A 16907-nucleotide genomic window follows, 5' to 3' on the forward strand; every position below is an offset into this window, starting at 1 on the left:
CGGAAAGGCGCCTCCAACCGGCATCCGCCGTCCTACGCTGGGGGCATGTCCCGCCCGCAGATCCCGGAGAAGGCGGCCGACCTCACCGATCGGCGCGTCCTCGTCGTCGAGGACGACGCGACAGTCGCCGAAGTGGCCGTGACCTACCTGCGCGCCGCCGGCTTCCTGGTCGAAGTGGCCTCCGACAGCTTCTCGGCGCTCTCGGCGGTCGAGCGAACTCGACCCGACCTGATCGTGCTGGACCGGATGCTGCCCGGCATCGACGGCGCCGAAGTGTGCCGGCGCATCCGCGCGACGTCGCAGGTGCCGATCATCATGCTCACCGCCCTCGGATCGGCGGAGGACCGCATCTCGGGACTCGAGGCGGGCGCGGACGACTACCTCGCGAAGCCGTTCTCGCCGCGCGAGCTGGTGCTGCGGGTGCAGTCCGTGCTGCGTCGCAGCCTCGCGCCGCACACGCCGGAGGCGCCGTTCGACATCGGGCCGTTCCATCTCGACGCCTCCGCGAGGCGGGTCGCGCGCGGCGGGGCGGACCTCGACCTGTCGGCTCGCGAGTTCGACCTGTTCTCGTTCCTGCTGAAGCATCCGCGGCAGACATTCGACCGGCAGACGCTGCTGCGCAGCGTCTGGGGCTGGGACTTCGGCGACCAGTCGACCGTGACGGTCACGACCCGCCGGCTGCGGGAGAAGATCGAAGCCGACCCCGCCAATCCGGAGATGCTCGTGACCGTGTGGGGCGTCGGATACCGTCTCGACGTCGGGGAGGCATGATGCCGCTCCCCGACCTGCTCTCGATCATCGGGATGTCGCTGGGTGTCGCCCTGCTGACCGGGGCCATCGGCCTGCTCGTCCTGCACGCGCTGCGCAGCAGGCGCCTGCTCGTGCAGCTGGTCGTGGTCGTGCTGGCCGAGGCGCTCACCCTCGCCTCCGGTGTGCTGGCGGTCGCGCAGGCGATGTACATCTCGGCGCATGACTTCCTCGTCGTGGTGGTGGTCACCGCCGTGTCGACGCTCATGGCGATCGGCATCGCGCTGGTGCTTGGGCTGCGGCTCTCCCGCGCTGCCCGTCGGCTGCAGGCGCTCACGCACTCGGTCGGCGACGGCGAGATCGTGGCGAGCGGGGATCCGCTGCCTGCCGGCGGTGAGCTGCAGCGGATCGCCGAGGAGCTCGCCACCACCAGCGCGCGCCTCGCCGAGGCGCGGGCCCAGGTGCGTGCGATCGACGAGTCCCGGCGCGAGCTGATGACGTGGATCTCGCACGACCTGCGCTCTCCGCTGAGCGGTCTGCGCGCGATGACGGAGGCGCTGGAGGACGGCATGGCCGAAGATCCCGCCCGGTTCCATCGCCAGATGCGGCTGCAGGTCGACCACCTCACCTCACTGGTGGACAACCTGTTCGAGCTCTCCAAGATCTCATCGGGCACCCTTGTGCTCACGCCGGTGCCCCTGTCGCTGCGCGACCTGGTCAGCGACGCCGCGGCCGAGCTGGCCCCGGTGGCGAGAGCGAAACGGATCGAGCTGGTCGAGAACACCAGCCCCGACCATGTCGTCGTCGCCGATCCGGCCGAACTGTCGCGCGTTGTGGCGAACCTGCTCATGAATGCGATCGAGCACACCCCCGAGGGCGGCGTGATCCGCATCCGCACCGAGCAGAGCGCCGACACTGTCACGCTGTCGGTGCACGACTCCGGCGCCGGCATCGCCGACGAGGACCTGCATCGCATCTTCGATCCCGGCTGGCGAGGCACGCGCGCGCGAACGCCTGACGCCGCCGGCGCCACGGGCGCAGGCCTGGGGCTGGCGATCGCGCAGGGCATCGTCGAAGCTCATAGCGGGCGGATCACCGCCCGGAACGAAGACGTCGGATGCCGCTTCGAGGTGGAGCTGCCGGTCTGACTCCTGGCCGGTCCGCACTCAGTGCGTGTACTCCATGAGCTCGACGCCGAGCGTGCGGAACGCATCGTGCGCACGCAGCCGATGGCTGATCGAGAGGTCGTCGAAGCAGACGATCAGGGCGTAGACCACTCCGGCGCGCGGGCCGCCGAGCACGCCGGCCTCGACGCGCACGCCGCGGTCGCGACCGGTCTTGTTGATGAAGAGCAGACCGTGCGCGTCCTGGTCGTGCGCGAACGGGTCGAGGCCGGTGGATGCCGCCACGAGGCTGAGGTCGTAGTTCAGGTTCAGCCATTCGGCGACCTGCGCGCTGACGGTCGCGTCGATCACGGCGGAGTTCACCAGCGACGAGAACAGCAGCGCCAGTTCCTGCGTGGTGCCGACGGCGACCTGCGGCGCGTCATCCGGTCCGCGCTGGTCGCGGAAGCGGTCGAGCAGTGCGGTGCGCGGCATCCCGAGCGAGGCGATCCGCGCGCGGATCCGCTCGTGTCCGACCCGCTGCAGCAGCGCGTTCACGGCGTTCGGGTCTCCGACGGTCGCGGCGAGCACCGCGAGGTCGACGATCGGCAGCGCGGGTGCGCGCAGATGCCGCCACAGCCCCGACGACGAGACGAGTTCGAGATCCGCCCTGTCGATGATCTCGAGGGCGTCGATCGTGCCGGCCTCGATTCCGGCCGCGACCTCGATCAGCAGCGGGACGATGCCCAGCCCTGCGATCGGCATGGTGACGTGGTCATCACCGCGCAGCACCGGCGTGGCGCTGTCCAGATCGGCGACGTGCACCGAGACCTGCGCTCCGGCATCCGCGAGTTCCTCGAGGGCGCGCAGCGTCGAGGTGAACGAGCGACGGCCCGCGGCGGCGCGCCGCGGCACACGGCGACCGCCACCACCGCGCGACGAACGCCGCACTGTCGTTGACGAGCCTTCGACGGGCTCAGGGACCGGGGCGGAGGAGGAACCCACGCTGTTCCTTCCACGTAGGGGGGTTGCGGAGGATGACGGGTGCCTGGGCGGCTTCCGCGCGTCGACGTGCGGAAATTCGTCCCCAGGCTCCTTCGCTATCGTAACCCCCGCCCGTGACCGTCACGGACGGGGGCCCAGGACGGTCACCAGATCGTGACGCGCTGCCCCTCGGGAAGGTACAGACGATCGCCCTCGGTCACGTCGAACGCGTCGTAGAACGCGCCGATGTTGCTGACGATCTGGTTGCAGCGGAACTCGTTCGGCGAGTGCGGGTCGATCGTGAGCAGGCGGATGGTCTCGGCGTCGCGGCTCTTCTGCTGCCAGACCTGCGCCCAGCTCAGCAGCAGGCGCTGCACACCGGTGTAGCCGTCGATCTCCTGGGCTGCTGAGCCTGCCGAAGCACCCAGCGCGATCTCGTACGCCTTCAGCGCGATGCCGAGGCCGCCCAGGTCGCCGATGTTCTCACCGATGGTGAGTGCGCCGTTGACCTTGTTCTCCTCGCTCAGACCGACCGGCACGAGCGCGTCGTACTGCGCGATCAGCGCCTTGGTGCGCTCCTCGAAGGCAGCGCGGTCTTCATCGGTCCACCAGTCCGCCAGACGACCCTCGTGGTCGTAGCGGCTGCCCTGATCGTCGAAGCCGTGTCCGATCTCGTGGCCGATCACCGCGCCGATGCCGCCGTAGTTCGCCGCCGCGTCGCGCTCGGCGTCGAAGAACGGGTACTGCAGGATGGCCGCCGGGAACACGATCTCGTTCATCAGCGGGTTGTAGTACGCGTTCACCGTCTGCGGCGACATGAACCACTCGTCGCGGTCGATCGGCCGGCCGACCTTGCCGATCTGACGGTCGTGCTCGAAGTGCGTCGCGTTGCGGACGCTGCCGATCAGGTCGGCCGCGTCGATCTCGACGGCGTCGTAGTCGCGCCAGGTCACCGGGTGGCCGATCTTCGGGCGGAAGGTGTCGAGCTTCTGCAGCGCGCGCTGGCGCGTCTCCGGGCTCATCCACTCGAGCTCGGTGATGCTCTGGCGGTACGCCTCGATGAGATTCGCGACCAGTTCGTCCATGGCCGCCTTCGCGGCCGGCGGGAAGTGCCGCTCGACGTAGATCTTGCCGACCGCGTCGCCGAGCGAACCCTCGACGAGCGAGACGCCGCGCTTCCAGCGCTCGCGGATGGTGGGCACCCCGGAGAGCTCGGTGCCGTAGAACGAGAAGTTCTCCTGCACGATGTCGTCGGTGAGGTAGGCGGCAAGACCGTGCACGACCTTGGCGCGCAGCCAGGCCTTCCAGTCGTCGAGACGCTCCTCGACGAGCAGCGAGCCGAGGCCCTCGAAGAAGCTGGGCTGGTAGGCGACGACCTCGGCGAACGCCTCGGGGTGCGCCACAGCGACCGCGTCGCGCCACGGCGACAGGTCGACGCCGACGAGCTGCTGCAGCTCGTCCCAGGTCTTCAGGTTGTAGGTCTTCACCGCGTCGCGGGATTCGACGTTGTCCCAGTGGTGGGCGGCGATCTCGTGCTCGAGCGAGAACGCGCGATCCGCCGTGGAGGCGGCATCCGCGACGCCCGCGAGCGTGAGCAGGCGCTCGAGGTGCGCGCGGTAGGCGGCGCGAGTGCCCTCGAAGCTGTCCTGACGGTAGTAGCTCTCGTCGGGCAGCGACAGACCCGCCTGCAGCACGAACGGCACGTACCGCTCGGGGTTGCCCGGGTCGGGCTCGACGAAGACGCCGATCAGGGCTGCGACGCCGTCGCGGTCGAACTCGCCGACGGCGGAGAGGAACGACGGGATGCCGTCGATCCCGTCGACCTTGGCGAGGGCCTCCTCGAGCGGGGCGACGCCGAGCGCGGCGATGCGCTCGGTGTCCATGAAGGCCGTGTAGAGGTCGCCGACCTTGCGAGCGAGGGTGCCGGGAGCAGCATCCTGCGACTCCTCGATGATCGCCCGCACGTCCTTCTCGGCCTGCTCGGCGAGCTGGTGGAAGGAGCCCCAACGGGCCTTGTCGTCGGGGATCTCGGTACGGTCGAGCCACGCACCGTTGACGTGGCGGTAGAGGTCGTCCTGGGGGCGGATGCCGGAGCTGAACTCGGACAGGGCGAGGCCGGAGGGCAGAGCGTCAGTCATGCGGTCCAGCCTATGCCGGGTGGCAGACAATCAGCCCGCGGCGCAGGCGGCCGATGCCTCGACTCCTTCGAGCCTCTCGGCGGTCCAGGCGAATGCGTCGTCCATCGCCGGCGAATCGGCCTCGACCAGGGAGAGGTGGCCGAGGTCGGGGTATGCACGGAAGTCGATGTACGTCCCCGCCCCGCAGAGCGCTCCGGCATAGCCGGACTGCATCGTGAAGTCGATCAGCTCGTCGGCCATGCCCTGCCCGAGCAGCACCGGGATCTCGGGCTGCGCGGGCGGGATGTTCTGCGTCAGCCGCTCGCCGAGCGGGCCGGTCGCCGGATCCTTGCGGAAGATCTCGGGGTCGTCGGTGAGCGCGAGCACGGACAGCACCGAGACGAGCATGTCGGGTGCGGCCAGGCAGCGCCGCGCCATCTCGCGCACGGTCACCTCGGCGCCGGGGCGGATGTACTCGCGGAACGTGACTTCGGGGTACACGCCGCTGTATCCGCTCATCACGAACGACGCGAACACGCTGCCGCCGGTCACGTCGGGCAGGTGCGCCACGAGCGCGGTGAGATCACTCGCGGGAGCGAGCGCGACGACGCCGTCCAGTGGCACGTCCGGGGCGTAGTCCTCTGCGATCGCGCTGCTCCAGAGCGCGGCGCCGCCACCCTGCGAGTGGCCCCAGGCGACGGTCTGCTCAGTGAGCCGCGTGCCGTCCATGTCGCGCGCTGCGCGCACGGCGTCGAGCTCGGCGCGGGCGCTGTCCTCGCCGATCAGGTACGGGTGCGGGCCTTCGGTGCCGAGGCCGATGTAGTCGGTGGCGACCATCGTCCAGCCGCGCGCGATCACGTCGTCGAGCACGAACATCGCCCCGGATCCGAACGGGTCGGTGGCCAGCGACGGCGCGCAGGACTCGTCGAAGCCGGTGGTGCCGTGATGCCAGGCGATCACCGGGTGCGCGTCGCCGTCGCCGGGCGCGACGACGATGCCGCTCGCGACCGCGGGGGAACCGTCGCCATGGGTGGTCGTGTAGAGGATGCGCCAGGCCACGGCGCCGTCGGGGATGCCGCGGGTGAACGCCTCCGCGCGGATCAGCTTCCCCGGTTCACCGGGCACCGTGCGCGGTGCGGCGTAGAACTCGTCGACGACCGGGCTGCCCTCGCGCAGTGTGACACCCGCGACGAGGGCGCCCGCGGCGAGCGCGATCGCGCACAGGGCGCCGATGGTGCGCATCCAGCGCCGCGCGACGGTCTCGGCGCGCGGCTCGTCGGGGCGCGGTTCATCAGGTGTGGATTCGTCCGGCGCGGAACCGTCGGATGCCGGTTCGCCGGATGCCGGGACGTCGGATGCCGCATCGCGGCGCTTCCGCCACAGCGCGACGAGCGCCCCCATGCCGGTGAGCGCCAGCGTCGCGCCGAACACGACGGCGACGACGAGCAGGGTGATGTCGGGCCAGACCAGGGCGAGGATGCCGAAGACGATCGCTGCGAGGCCGAGCAGCGTCTCTGCGATGCGCCGGTCGAGCGTGATGCCGCGCTCGGTGAGCGCGAGCACGGTGCCGATCGCGCCGCGCACGATCAGGGCGATCCCGACGACCAGCGCGAGCCCGCGCACGGTCAGCCCCGGCAGGCCCAGCACGACGAGCCCCGTGAGGACCAGGGCGATCGCGACAAGCATCCGCAGTCCAGTGCGGCGGATGCCGGGCAGCGCGAGTTCCAGGAGACCGGCGACGACGAGTCCCGCACCGAACAGCAGGGCGAGCACTCCGAGCGAGGTAGTCGGCCGCACGATCAGCACGGCGCCGAGCATGACGGCCGCAACGGCGAGGACGGCGCCGACCGGCCACGGCACGCGGGCGAGCCACTCCGTGGCGATGCGCCGGCTCCGGGTGATGATGCCGGCGCGGTCAGCGGGGTGAGAGGTCACTGCGTCAGCGGGATCCGGGGTCACGGCGTCAGCCTAACGGCCCGCCGGACACGGCCTGACCGGCGTGAGCGGCAGGCGCTCCGTCGTTTGCCGGGCGTCCGCAGTCAGCCGGCCAACAGAACCGCGACCAGCGCGCCGGCCAGCATGGACGGCCCGAACGGGAGTGAACCGCGCAGGGTGGTGCGCCTCGCCGCGAGCATGACGATGCCGATCAACCCACCGCAGATGAAACCGGCCAGCAGGCCGAGCAGCCAGGTGCTCAGGCCGAACCAGCCCAGCAGCAGACCGATCGGGGCGGCGAGCTTCACGTCGCCCATGCCCATCGACTTCGGCGAGATGATCGCCAGCAGCAGATACACGGCGAACATCGCCACGCCTCCGACGGCGGCCCACGCCAGGCGCAGCCAGTCGCCGGTCAGGGCGGATGCCAGCACGAGAGCGGGTGCGAGAAGGCCGAGCAGCCACAGGATCAGGGTGTTCGGCAACCGTCGCTCGGCGACGTCGACGATGCCCAGCATGGTGCCGAGGGCGGCGAAGATCAGGACGGCGGGCAGGATTGCGATATCCATCCGCCATGCGAGAAGGGCGAAGGATGCTGCGGCGAGGACGGCGGATGCGACGCGGGACGGCGTGCGGAGAGTGGCGGTCTTCACGGACGTGGTCGCCCAGACGAACAGGGGCCACCAGCCGAGGGCGGCGCCGGCGGCGGCCGCGCCGAGGGCGGCGGTGATCTCCGGGAGCATGGGAGTCATCCGGTGCGACTGAGCGCATCGATGATGCCGGCGACGGCCGGTGTCAACACCACGATGAACAACACCGGCAGCAGGCAGAAGATCAGCGGGAACAGGATCTTGACGGTCACCTTCTGCGCCTGCTCCTCGGCGCGCTGACGGCGCTTCAGGCGCATCTCGCCGGCCTGCACCCGCAGCACGTCGCCGAGCGCGATGCCGTAGGCGTCGGCCTGCACGACGGCGCGCACGAAGCGGCGCAGCTCTTCGACGCTGGTGCGCCACTCAAGCTCATGGAAGGCATCACGTCGAGTCCGTCCGAGCGCCATGTCCTGCTGCACGCGCACCAGTTCGTCCGCCAACGGCCCAGTACTGCCGCGCGCGGCCTTGACCATGGCCGCGTCGAATCCGAGACCCGCCTCGACGGCGATGGTCATCTGGTCGAGGAGGTCGGGCAGCGCCTTCCTGATCGTCTCCTGCCGGTCGTGGGCGCGGGAGTTGATCAGCACGTCGGGCAGGAAGAACAGTAGGACCACCGCGAAGAACACGAGGAACACCATCAACGGTGCTCCCCCGGTGCGGGTGAGCACCAGCATTCCGAGCACGACTCCGGACAGCGGCAGCAGGATCTTCCACACCGCCATCGCGTTCGGTGTCCACCCGGCGGGTCGGCCGGCGAGCACGATCTGCTTCTCGATCCAAGCGATGTATCCCTGCGGCGCGGCGGCGACCAGGCGCGCGCCGAGCGACGGCTGCTGCACCGGTCCGACCTCGGGCACGACGACGGCCCCGGCGGCCTCCGCCTCGGCGACCTCGGCAGCGGCCCCCTTCGGCTTCCCCTTCGGGAACAGCAGGAAGACGAACAGGCCGAACAGCAGGGCCGTGGCGACGGCGACGGCGACGGCGAGCACGGTGATCGGCATCAGAACTCCACCCGTACCGCGCGAGACACCCAGATGGTGCCGATGCTCAGCAGGATGAGCGCCACGATCAGGGCGATGATGCCCATAAAGTTCGAGAAGAAGAAGCCGACGTAGGCCGGGTTCAGCACCAGCAGGAGCAGAAAGACGCCGACCGGGAGGCAGACCAGGATGATGGCCGACAGCCGTCCCTCGGCGGAGAGGGCCTTCACCTGACGGCGGATCTGCCCGCGCTCACGGATGGTCGAACCGACCTGATCGAGCACCTCGGCGAGGTTTCCGCCGGTCTCCTGGCTGATCGCGATGGCCTGTGTGACCCACTCGAAGTCGGGGCTCTTCATCCGCTCGGCGACCGTGCGCAGGGCGTCCGCGAGCGGCCGTCCGAGGCGGGTCTCGTTGACGACGCGCGTCAGTTCTTCGGATGCCGGTTCCTCGGCCTCTGCGGCGACGGCGGCGATCGCCCGGTTCAGCCCGTGCCCGGCGCGCAGGCTGCCGGCGATCATCTGCACGAGGTCGTCGATCTGCTCGCCGAACTTCGCCTGCCGCGCGGAGGTGCGCGAGCTGACGATCAGTTTCGCGATCACCGGCCCGAGCAGGCCGAAGATAATCGCGAGCAGCAGGGGCGATCCGCTGGAGAGCCCGAGCAGGGCACCGAGCACCGCGAGTACGGCGGAACCGGCGATGACGAGGATGAGGAAGCCGGACGGCTCGGTCTTGATTCCGGCGAGTTCGAGCTCCTCCGCGCCGAACAGCCGCCGGCGGCGCTTCGCGCCCGCGGCATCCAGAGCATCCGTCGTGCGCTGCGTGAAACGCGTGAGCGCACTGACGTGCTCCTGTCCGGGGGCGAGCCTGCGCGACCGCGCCACGCGCGGCGCCGCTGGCGCGATCACCATGAACAGCAGTGCGAACAGCGCCAGCGTTCCGAGCAGGATGCCGCCGAACAGCAGCGTCGGGCTCATCGCGGCATCCCTGGCTGTGGGCTGTCGAAAACGTGCTCCTGGAACAGCGACATGGGCAGCGTGATGCCGGCGTCCGCGATGCGCTCCGCGAAGCGGGGCCGCACGCCGGTCGGCTTGAGTCGCCCGAGCACGCGGCCCTCGTGGTCGTAGCCGGCGGAGTGGTCGAAGGCGAAGGCGTCCTGCAGGGTGATGATCTCGCCCTCCATGCCGTGCACCTCGGTGATGTGCGTCACGCGGCGACCGCCGTCCTTGTGGCGCTGGATCTGCACGATCACGTCGACGGCAGAGGCGATCTGCTCGCGGATGGCACGCAGCGGCAGGTCCATGCCGGCCATCAGCACGAGGGTCTCCAGGCGGCTGATCGCGTCGCGCGAGGAGTTCGCGTGGATGGTGGAGATCGATCCCTCGTGACCGGTGTTCATCGCCTGCAGCATGTCGAGCGACTCGGCGCCGCGCACCTCGCCGACGACGATGCGATCGGGGCGCATGCGGAGGGAGTTGCGCACCAGGTCGCGGATGGTCACCTCGCCGCGACCCTCGATGTTCTGCGGGCGGGCTTCGAGGCGGACGACGTGCTCCTGCTGCAGCTGCAGCTCGACGGCGTCCTCGATGGTGACGATGCGCTCGTCGCCGGGGATGAAGGCCGAGAGCACGTTCAGCAGTGTGGTCTTGCCTGTGCCGGTTCCGCCCGAGACGATCACGTTGAGCTTGGCTTTGACCGCGGCATCCAGCACGGCGGCGACCTCGGGGGTGAGCGAGCCGAAGCGGATCAGGTCGCTCACGGTGTACGGCGTCGCGGCGAACTTGCGGATCGTGAGCGAGGAGCCGTCGACGGCGAGCGGCGGGATGACGGCGTTCACACGCGAGCCGTCTTCGAGTCGGGCGTCGACCATGGGCGAGGCCTCGTCGATGCGGCGGCCGACGCGGGCGACGATGCGCTCGATCACGCGGCGCAGCTGCGGCTCGCCGGTGAATCGCGTCGCGACCGGCAGGATGCGGCCGCGCACCTCGACGTAGATCTTGTCGAAACGGTTGACCATGATCTCGGTGACGTTCGGGTCGTCGAGAAGGGGTTCGAGCGGGCCGTAGCCGAGCACATCGGCGCTGATGTCGTCGATGAGGCGCTTGCGTTCGGCGACGGTGAGGGCGAGCTGCTCGCCGGCGACGATCTCGGCCAGCTCCTTGCGGGCGAGGTCGTGCAGCTGCTCCTCGGTGAGGGACGAGTCGTTAAGGCGGGTGCCGATCCGGCCGAACAGCTCCTGCGCGGCCTTCTCCTTGACTCCCGCGAGCGGGTCGACGACCGGCGCACTCGGGATCGCTGGGTCCCTGGGCTTGTCGAAGGGCCCCTCCCCCGAAGCTGGGTCACTGAGCTTGTCGAAGTGCCCCTCAACGTCTGGGTCTCTGCCCTCGTCGAAGGGCCGCGCATCCGTCACTTCCACCGGCGGCGGCAACGGCGTCGGCGCTCCGGTCGGAGGCGGCGGCATCGGTGCATCCTGCGGGGTGGGCGCCTCCGGTGCCGGGAGGGGGGAGAGCACCGGAGGCGCAGTCATCGCAGCATCCGTCGTCTGCGCGTTGCGGGCGGCGTTGAGCCGGTCGTAGAGGCTCATCGGCGGGCCTTCCTCGCTGATCGGGACTTCGCTTCGGGAGCGATCTGCGTGACGAGCGTCATCATCGCGCGCGCCGCGGCGTCGCGCGGGTCGTCGTCGATGAGCGGCACGCCACGGTTGCCGGCGAGGACGACGGCGCTCGATCGCGGGACTTCGACGCCCACGGGAGCGCCGATGATCTGCTCGGCGTCCTTCACGGTGATGCCGACGTTCTTCTCGCTCTGGTTGACGACGATGCGGCGGTTGGCGGGAAGCAGGCCGATGGTGCGCAGCATCTCCAGCTCGGTGCGCAGTGCGCGGAGTGCGGGCACGCCGAGGTTCGCGACGAAGACGGCGTCGGTGACGTGCTCGATGACGGTGAGGGTCTGCTCGCCGAGACCGGGCGTCGTGTCGACGACGACGTAGCGGAAGATGCCGCGCAGCTGCTCGATGAGCCGGCCGAGCGCCTCGGGCCGGATGGCGTCGCCGAGCTCTGGCGAGGGTGCGCTCGCGACGACGAAGAAGTCGCCGCGGTGGTGGGTCAGGGTCGTCTTCAGGATGAGTTCGTCGGATGCCGCATCCGAGGTGGCCTCGACGATGGTCCCTTCGGGGCGCAGGTCGAGGGCCGCGGTGATGTCGCCGAACTGGGTGTCGGCGTCGACGAGCACGACCGAGTTCGGCGCGATGCGGGCGAGGCCCGCGGCGAGGTTGATCGAGACGGTGGTCTTTCCCTGGCCGCCCTTGGGGGCGACGACCGCGAAGGCCTCGGGGCGCTGGTCGGACTCGAGGGGAGGGAACTCCCAGACCTGAGCGGGGGCCTCGGGTTCGGGTTCGGGTTCTGGCTCTGGCTCCGGATCGGGATCCGTAGGGATGCCCATGAGCTCGGCGAAGGCGCGCGCGTGCGGGTCGATGCCGGCGGCGCGCGGACGGAACTCGTCCATGGTCGCCTTGCCCTCGACGATGAGCCAGCGCACGACATCGACGATGAACATCTTCAGTTCGTCTTCACCGGCGAGCGGGCTGACGACGGCGTGCAGCTGCAGTTCGTCGGCCCAGTCCTCGAGGTCGCTGCTCTGCTCGCGCACGACAACGAGGGCGACATCGGGGTAGCGAGCGTGGAGTTCATCAGCGACGGATCGGGTCTCGTCGAAGTTCACCACCGGGCCGATGAAGGCCACGCGCGGCTCTTCGACGACCTGCGCGATGGTCGCCTCGGCTCCGAAGGCGAGGAACGCCCCAGGTACCACGGCCAACCGTCCGCCGAGCAGTTCTCGCAGGCGCGTCTCGAACTCGGCGGATCGGCTGATGAGGAGGAACGGCGTGGTCACCAGGCGTTCGCCCCAGTCACCCAGCGGGTTCCGGAATTGTCGGTATCCGGGTTCTCGAGAGTCAGCCAGATGTCGACGTATCCCCGGTCTTCGTCCTCGTTGTCCCCCTCGGTGAACCACACCCACCGTTCTGCGTCGGGAGCAGAGAGCGCGATCGTGAGCATGATCTTGGAGCCCGCGGCCTGCTCGGCGGACTCCCCTTCCTTCGCGGGCTTGCTCACACCCTGCACCCTGGTGACGAGCACGTTGTGGAAGGCGAAGTGCGACTGCGGGTTGAGTACGTCCTCCGCGTCGCCAACCTCGTCGGGGTCTGCGGTTCCAATCATGCCGATGTAGTCTCCGGCTTTGATCTCACCACCGACGGCGCGATCGGCTGGAACGGTGAATGACAGCTTCTGCATGCCCTTGGGTACCGGGATCTCGCCCGTCGCCGCAAGACCCTCGGGGGTGACGAAGCGCGCCGAGCTCAACTGCTCTCCCGGAAGCAGCTTTGCCGAAGCGATGAGTCCCTCAAGATCGGCGAGATCCGTGACAGCGTCGGGTACCTCGTTGCGCTTGGGCACGGTGTCGGTGACCACGAAGTCCTTGACTGCTTCACCGGAGGTGCCGCGCGGGATCTCGGTCTTCACGACGTAGACCTCCGTGAGCTCCGCGCCCTTCTGGGCGCGGGCGTTCGCACCGTTCACATAGGCGATCAGGAAGAACGCCCCAGCGATCGCGAGGACGAGGGCGAGGACGGCGCCGATGATTCGGGTCTTCATTGAGCGTGGTGCTTTCGAGTAGGTCTGGAGTGGCAGCCGGTCAGGTCGTCAGCCGGGAGAGTTCGTCGTCAGTGATGATGAGCCGGACCACCTTGACCGTCGCAGACTCCTCGTCGCCGTCGCCGAGTGTGAAGTCGAGGTCGTCCACGGCGACGTACTTGACGAAGTTGCCCTGGAGGTAGCCATTCGCCTTGCCATCTGCGGGATCGCTCGCGTCAGCGTAGGGATCCTTCTCTGTGAAAGACCCCAGCTTCCCGCCGGTGAGATAGAACGCTGCGAACCGGCTCACGTGATAGCAGTGTTTCGGACCGTCGTCTGGCGTAGTCGCAGAACAAGCCGCGTTCGCTTTGATCCCCTTATAGTGATCGAAGACGGGGATCAGCATGACCGTGTGTAGCTTCTTTCTCAGGAAGGCATCGGCGTTGCCACAACCGGAGTCTCCACCGCCAGCGCCGTCGTTGCCCCCCAGCCACAGCTCGCTGTCCGGGCCCTCGAAGTTGATTTCCACTTCGCACGCGGCGGCGTCCAGCCATCCGAACCCACCCGGGTTGTCGGTGGGTTCGCAGCCTTCGCGGTCCTTGACGCCGAACTCAATCGTGACGCGATTCTCGGTGTCGCCCGGTTCGGAGAGCACGGCGTCTTCGAACTCACAGACGCCGAACCCGATGGGCAGGACGCCACCTGCTACGGGCACACCCCATTCGGCCGACCCAGAGGCGTAGACCTCCTCACCGTTTCCTTCGACACCAGGGAGTACCCCGGCGAGAAGGTGATGCACATTCCTTTTCGCGGTGACTGTCACGGTGTTCTCGCTGATGTCGGGGAGCGCCGTCAGAGTGACCTCGTCGGCAAGCTCGCCCCAGGCCACTGAGGCATTGGCATCAACGTAATCCTCGGCGACACTCGTCGCGTCCGCTCCACAAGCCGACTCGTCTTTCGCGCATTGCGCTGCGATCGCGAGCGCTGCACCGTCGACACCATTCTGGAGCTGCGCACGCTCGGCGTAGAGAGCGCCGACGTCGATAGCCAAGGCTGCGATGCCCAGAAGGGGCACGAGGAGAATCCCGACGAGGACTGCGGTGGCACCTCGCTCATCACGGAAGCGCTTGCTCAACCGCCGCATACCATCTGCCCCGATCCGGTGAGGGTCAGCGTGCTGGCTCCGCCCAAAAGCTTGAGGAAACCGGGAAACAGCAGTTCTGCGTGATACTTCACGTCCGCCGTGACCACACAGGGCTCCTGCTCTGTTGCCCCCACGGTCAACTGCACTTGATCGCGGCTAAGATCGGGCCCGATCACCGGGACGAACGCGCTGACCGCTGCGTCTTGTGCATTCCCCTCGGCACCGTCCTCACCTTCTTGTATCGCCATAACTCGCGCAGCCTCCCGCGCCGCATTGGAAACACTGACCTGCGCATTAAAGAGCAACCCGAACTGGATGATCCCGAGAACGATCAGCATCAGCGGCAGCATGATGAATGCGAATTCGACCGCAGCCGCGCCTCGCTCATTCCGCGTCCACGTCATGTTCCTCACCCGTACCTGCAATCTGCGAACAGCAGGAGGTCGGCGGCGTGAACTCGGTCCCACCACCGACCTCCGAGCAGCCATCAGGGAACGACGACCTCGCCGATCTTGTCCGCGATGTCCTGGAACATGGTGCTGAGGTTGCCGCCCAGGGCGATGACAGCGACGATGATTGCGACAGCGATGAGGCCGACGATGAGGCCGTACTCTACGGCGGTCGCGCCCTCCTCGTCCTCGACGACGCGACGAGAGTTCAGGTAGGCCTGCGCCTTTGCGTATGCCTTGAGCATGGGAAATGTCCTTTCGAGTGGGTTGGGTAACGCACTCTGCAGACCGACGCATATCCCCAGATACGCCAAACGTCCGGATCTCCCCGGCCCCCAGAGCCAGATCAAGACACCCGCTCCCCAGCGGGCCCTATCCCTGTTCAGCATCATGGACCTTGGAGTTCGCTGAAAGCAAGTTCCATTCGTAACTATCTTGTTTCGGCGGTCGCGCCGCCGTGACGTTAAGCAGTCTGATCTGGCGTTTCCCACCGAGCCCGCGGGCGGTCGTCGAGGGACGAAGGCAGCGGCACCTTCGGCGGGCGCCGCTTGACCCGTTTCGGCATCCGATCCGGCATGCCGGGGCGCTGCCAGCGGGCGGTGTCCATCGTGCCGTGCCGGACGGCGAGACTAATCAGCCAGTACGTGCCCCACAGCGCCAGGAACAGAATCCCGAGGTACAGCACCAGCATCACGAAGAAGCCCACGCCGGCGAGCATCCCGAGTACCGGCCAAGGGTCCGGCGCGTATTCGATCGGCGCGACCGGAGCAAAGAATAAGGGGCCTCGGCGTATGCCGGGCCCCTTATGAATAAGCACCGATCCGCGTGGCGTCCGGTGTTTGTGCCTCTAGTCTAGCCGGTATGCCGCCGATCGAGCCTGTGAGTTCACGTTTCGTCGGCGAACCACGGCTGCTGCGGCTGCTCGCGGACACCGACGGGGATCTGCTCCTATCCCAGGAGCTGTTCGCGTGGAACGTGCGCGCGTCCGGCGCCGCGATGGAGGCCATCCATGTCTTCGAGTTGATCCTGCGAAACGCGATCGACCGGGAACTACGCACCTGGAACGAGGGCATGGATGGCACGCCGGAGTGGCTGCTACACCCGCATCCGTACCTCTTGCGCGCCCTGAATCCGAGTGAACTATCGAAGACGGTGTCGCGGGCGCGCCGGATCGCCGCGGAGCACGGCCGGCCTGTGAACCACGACGACGTGCTCGCCCAGATGTCGCTCGGTGCGTGGCGGTACATCCTGCCGTCAAAGGCGAACAAGTCGAAGCAGAAGCTCTGGAAGGTGGCGATCAAGAACGCCTTCCCCGCCTGGCCCGGGAACTGGCCCGCCGAGAGCATAGTGACCCGTGTGGCAAACGTGCACGGTCTCCGGAACCGCGTCGCTCATCTCGAGCCTCTTCACCGCTACGACCTTCGGCGAGTCCGACGTGACATGCGCAGCGTGTGTCACGCCGTCGGGCCTGACGCCGCCCGGTTCTTCGTCCAGACCGAACGACTCCTGCCGATCATCGAATCGAACCCCGCGAGTCCGATCTGATCCCCGCTCCCCCGCTCACAGCGCTGCGTCACCCAGAAACATCAGCGGGATCGGGTGTTCCCGGAGCGCCTATGGGGAGGGCCGCTGACGGAACAACTATGCGCGTGCCACGATGTCCACATGAAAGCGTCAGAAATCGCGGCCCGCGTGAATGGGATCAGTACCCCGTTCGGCGGCATCTCCTGGACGCCTGCAGTCTCCGACGTACAGGTGGCCCGCAGAGCAATCGCCTTCATCGAAGTGCGGCGAGTGCTCTTCGGCACCTACGCGAACGAAGTTCCCGACCAATGCGTCCAATCGGTGATCGATATCCGCAATTTCCTCACCGAGGTCATAGGCAGCGGCGGCCTCGCAGCAGAGCTCGAACAACCGTTGCGGCTGGCGCGCGGCTTTTGCGTGCGCTTTCTCGATCGAGTCGGCGCGACAGAGCGCGCCCTGCCGGACGACGCTGGCGCACGTCATCTGTTCGCTCAACCCGACTGGCGGATGCACGACTATTGGTTCGGCGAGGCTCTTGGAGAACTACGCGCCGGCGTGGCCGTTCAAGTTGGATTCATCGCCGCACGATACAAGCTCGGAGTCGAAGACGACCTAGCTTCGATACTCCCAGACGCCACGTAGA

General features: G+C 68.3%; 17 protein-coding genes. 4 read left to right on the top strand and 13 right to left on the bottom strand.

Annotated features, from left to right (window positions below; all coding sequences use genetic code 11):
- Positions 1–45: 45 nt before the first annotated feature.
- Together DY023_RS16490 and DY023_RS16495 are read left to right on the top strand one after the other, a co-directional pair.
- A complete protein-coding gene (locus DY023_RS16490; protein ID WP_116243437.1) occupies positions 46–771 on the top strand; it encodes a response regulator transcription factor in 726 nt (241 codons plus the stop codon).
- Positions 771–1895, top strand: coding sequence for a sensor histidine kinase (locus tag DY023_RS16495; RefSeq protein ID WP_245958754.1), 1125 nt, complete (start codon positions 771–773; stop codon positions 1893–1895). Before DY023_RS16490 ends, DY023_RS16495 begins: the two co-directional genes overlap by 1 nt.
- An 18-nt stretch (positions 1896–1913) precedes the next feature.
- Here DY023_RS16495 and DY023_RS16500 read toward each other — a convergent pair whose 3' ends face one another.
- The 13 genes from DY023_RS16500 to DY023_RS16565 all read right to left on the bottom strand — a co-directional run bounded on the left by DY023_RS16500 (position 1914) and on the right by DY023_RS16565 (position 15458).
- Positions 1914–2801: a serine hydrolase gene (locus DY023_RS16500; protein WP_245958755.1), complete on the bottom strand. Its 888-nt coding sequence runs from the start codon at positions 2799–2801 to the stop codon at positions 1914–1916.
- A gap of 197 nt (positions 2802–2998) precedes the next feature.
- Positions 2999–4972, bottom strand: a complete 1974-nt coding sequence (locus tag DY023_RS16505; protein ID WP_116243440.1) for a M13 family metallopeptidase — start codon at positions 4970–4972, stop codon at positions 2999–3001.
- Between the two features lie 30 nt (positions 4973–5002).
- The gene (locus tag DY023_RS16510) at positions 5003–6910 is read right to left on the bottom strand and encodes a lipase family protein (RefSeq protein ID WP_220347354.1); all 1908 of its coding nucleotides are present in this window, start codon (positions 6908–6910) and stop codon (positions 5003–5005) included.
- Positions 6911–6990: 80 nt separating this feature from the next.
- Positions 6991–7638, bottom strand: coding sequence for a prepilin peptidase (locus DY023_RS16515; RefSeq protein WP_116243441.1), 648 nt, complete (start codon positions 7636–7638; stop codon positions 6991–6993).
- Positions 7635–8537: a type II secretion system F family protein gene (locus tag DY023_RS16520; protein ID WP_220347356.1), complete on the bottom strand. Its 903-nt coding sequence runs from the start codon at positions 8535–8537 to the stop codon at positions 7635–7637. Before DY023_RS16520 ends, DY023_RS16515 begins: the two co-directional genes overlap by 4 nt.
- The gene (locus DY023_RS16525; protein ID WP_116243442.1) at positions 8537–9493 is read right to left on the bottom strand and encodes a type II secretion system F family protein; all 957 of its coding nucleotides are present in this window, start codon (positions 9491–9493) and stop codon (positions 8537–8539) included. The genes DY023_RS16520 and DY023_RS16525 overlap by 1 nt, the downstream gene beginning before the upstream one ends.
- A complete protein-coding gene (locus tag DY023_RS16530; RefSeq protein ID WP_116243443.1) occupies positions 9490–11100 on the bottom strand; it encodes a TadA family conjugal transfer-associated ATPase in 1611 nt (536 codons plus the stop codon). Before DY023_RS16530 ends, DY023_RS16525 begins: the two co-directional genes overlap by 4 nt.
- Positions 11097–12407 (bottom strand): CpaE/TadZ family protein, encoded by a 1311-nt coding sequence (locus tag DY023_RS18095; protein ID WP_181905881.1) that lies wholly within the window; start codon positions 12405–12407, stop codon positions 11097–11099. Before DY023_RS18095 ends, DY023_RS16530 begins: the two co-directional genes overlap by 4 nt.
- On the bottom strand, positions 12404–13168 hold the full coding sequence (gene cpaB / locus DY023_RS16545; RefSeq protein WP_116243444.1) for a Flp pilus assembly protein CpaB: 765 nt from the start codon (positions 13166–13168) through the stop codon (positions 12404–12406). Before cpaB ends, DY023_RS18095 begins: the two co-directional genes overlap by 4 nt.
- 40 nt (positions 13169–13208) lie before the next feature.
- Positions 13209–14282, bottom strand: a complete 1074-nt coding sequence (locus DY023_RS16550; protein ID WP_181905882.1) for a TadE/TadG family type IV pilus assembly protein — start codon at positions 14280–14282, stop codon at positions 13209–13211.
- Complete coding sequence (locus DY023_RS16555) at positions 14279–14695, bottom strand: TadE/TadG family type IV pilus assembly protein (protein WP_181905883.1); 417 nt, start codon at positions 14693–14695, stop codon at positions 14279–14281. The genes DY023_RS16550 and DY023_RS16555 overlap by 4 nt, the downstream gene beginning before the upstream one ends.
- Positions 14696–14778: 83 nt before the next feature.
- A complete protein-coding gene (locus DY023_RS16560) occupies positions 14779–14985 on the bottom strand; it encodes a Flp family type IVb pilin (RefSeq protein ID WP_116243447.1) in 207 nt (68 codons plus the stop codon).
- 218 nt (positions 14986–15203) lie between these two features.
- Complete coding sequence (locus DY023_RS16565; RefSeq protein WP_116243448.1) at positions 15204–15458, bottom strand: hypothetical protein; 255 nt, start codon at positions 15456–15458, stop codon at positions 15204–15206.
- A 143-nt stretch (positions 15459–15601) separates the two neighbouring features.
- Between DY023_RS16565 and DY023_RS16570 the strand changes: the two genes are divergently transcribed.
- Together DY023_RS16570 and DY023_RS16575 are read left to right on the top strand one after the other, a co-directional pair.
- Positions 15602–16285: a hypothetical protein gene (locus DY023_RS16570; protein ID WP_220347359.1), complete on the top strand. Its 684-nt coding sequence runs from the start codon at positions 15602–15604 to the stop codon at positions 16283–16285.
- A 120-nt stretch (positions 16286–16405) separates the two neighbouring features.
- Positions 16406–16906 carry a DUF6650 family protein gene (locus DY023_RS16575; RefSeq protein ID WP_116243450.1) on the top strand — a complete coding sequence of 167 codons (501 nt, stop codon included), beginning with the start codon at positions 16406–16408 and terminating at the stop codon, positions 16904–16906.
- Position 16907 lies beyond the last annotated feature (1 nt).

It is taken from the genome of Microbacterium bovistercoris (genome assembly GCF_003387575.1).
GTDB lineage: Bacteria > Actinomycetota > Actinomycetes > Actinomycetales > Microbacteriaceae > Microbacterium > Microbacterium bovistercoris.

Excerpts from the sequence above, each read along its gene's own strand:
- DY023_RS16490 (WP_116243437.1), top strand. The coding sequence starts at position 46 with ATGTCCCGCCCGCAGATCCCGGAGAAGGCGGCCGACCTCACCGATCGG.
- DY023_RS16495 (WP_245958754.1), top strand. The coding sequence starts at position 771 with ATGCCGCTCCCCGACCTGCTCTCGATCATCGGGATGTCGCTGGGTGTC.
- DY023_RS16505 (WP_116243440.1), bottom strand. The coding sequence starts at position 4,972 with ATGACTGACGCTCTGCCCTCCGGCCTCGCCCTGTCCGAGTTCAGCTCC.
- DY023_RS16515 (WP_116243441.1), bottom strand. The coding sequence starts at position 7,638 with ATGACTCCCATGCTCCCGGAGATCACCGCCGCCCTCGGCGCGGCCGCC.
- DY023_RS16520 (WP_220347356.1), bottom strand. The coding sequence starts at position 8,537 with ATGCCGATCACCGTGCTCGCCGTCGCCGTCGCCGTCGCCACGGCCCTG.
- DY023_RS16525 (WP_116243442.1), bottom strand. The coding sequence starts at position 9,493 with ATGAGCCCGACGCTGCTGTTCGGCGGCATCCTGCTCGGAACGCTGGCG.
- DY023_RS16530 (WP_116243443.1), bottom strand. The coding sequence starts at position 11,100 with ATGAGCCTCTACGACCGGCTCAACGCCGCCCGCAACGCGCAGACGACG.
- cpaB (WP_116243444.1), bottom strand. The coding sequence starts at position 13,168 with ATGAAGACCCGAATCATCGGCGCCGTCCTCGCCCTCGTCCTCGCGATC.
- DY023_RS16555 (WP_181905883.1), bottom strand. The coding sequence starts at position 14,695 with ATGACGTGGACGCGGAATGAGCGAGGCGCGGCTGCGGTCGAATTCGCA.
- DY023_RS16560 (WP_116243447.1), bottom strand. The coding sequence starts at position 14,985 with ATGCTCAAGGCATACGCAAAGGCGCAGGCCTACCTGAACTCTCGTCGC.
- DY023_RS16565 (WP_116243448.1), bottom strand. The coding sequence starts at position 15,458 with ATGCTCGCCGGCGTGGGCTTCTTCGTGATGCTGGTGCTGTACCTCGGG.
- DY023_RS16570 (WP_220347359.1), top strand. The coding sequence starts at position 15,602 with ATGCCGCCGATCGAGCCTGTGAGTTCACGTTTCGTCGGCGAACCACGG.
- DY023_RS16575 (WP_116243450.1), top strand. The coding sequence starts at position 16,406 with ATGAAAGCGTCAGAAATCGCGGCCCGCGTGAATGGGATCAGTACCCCG.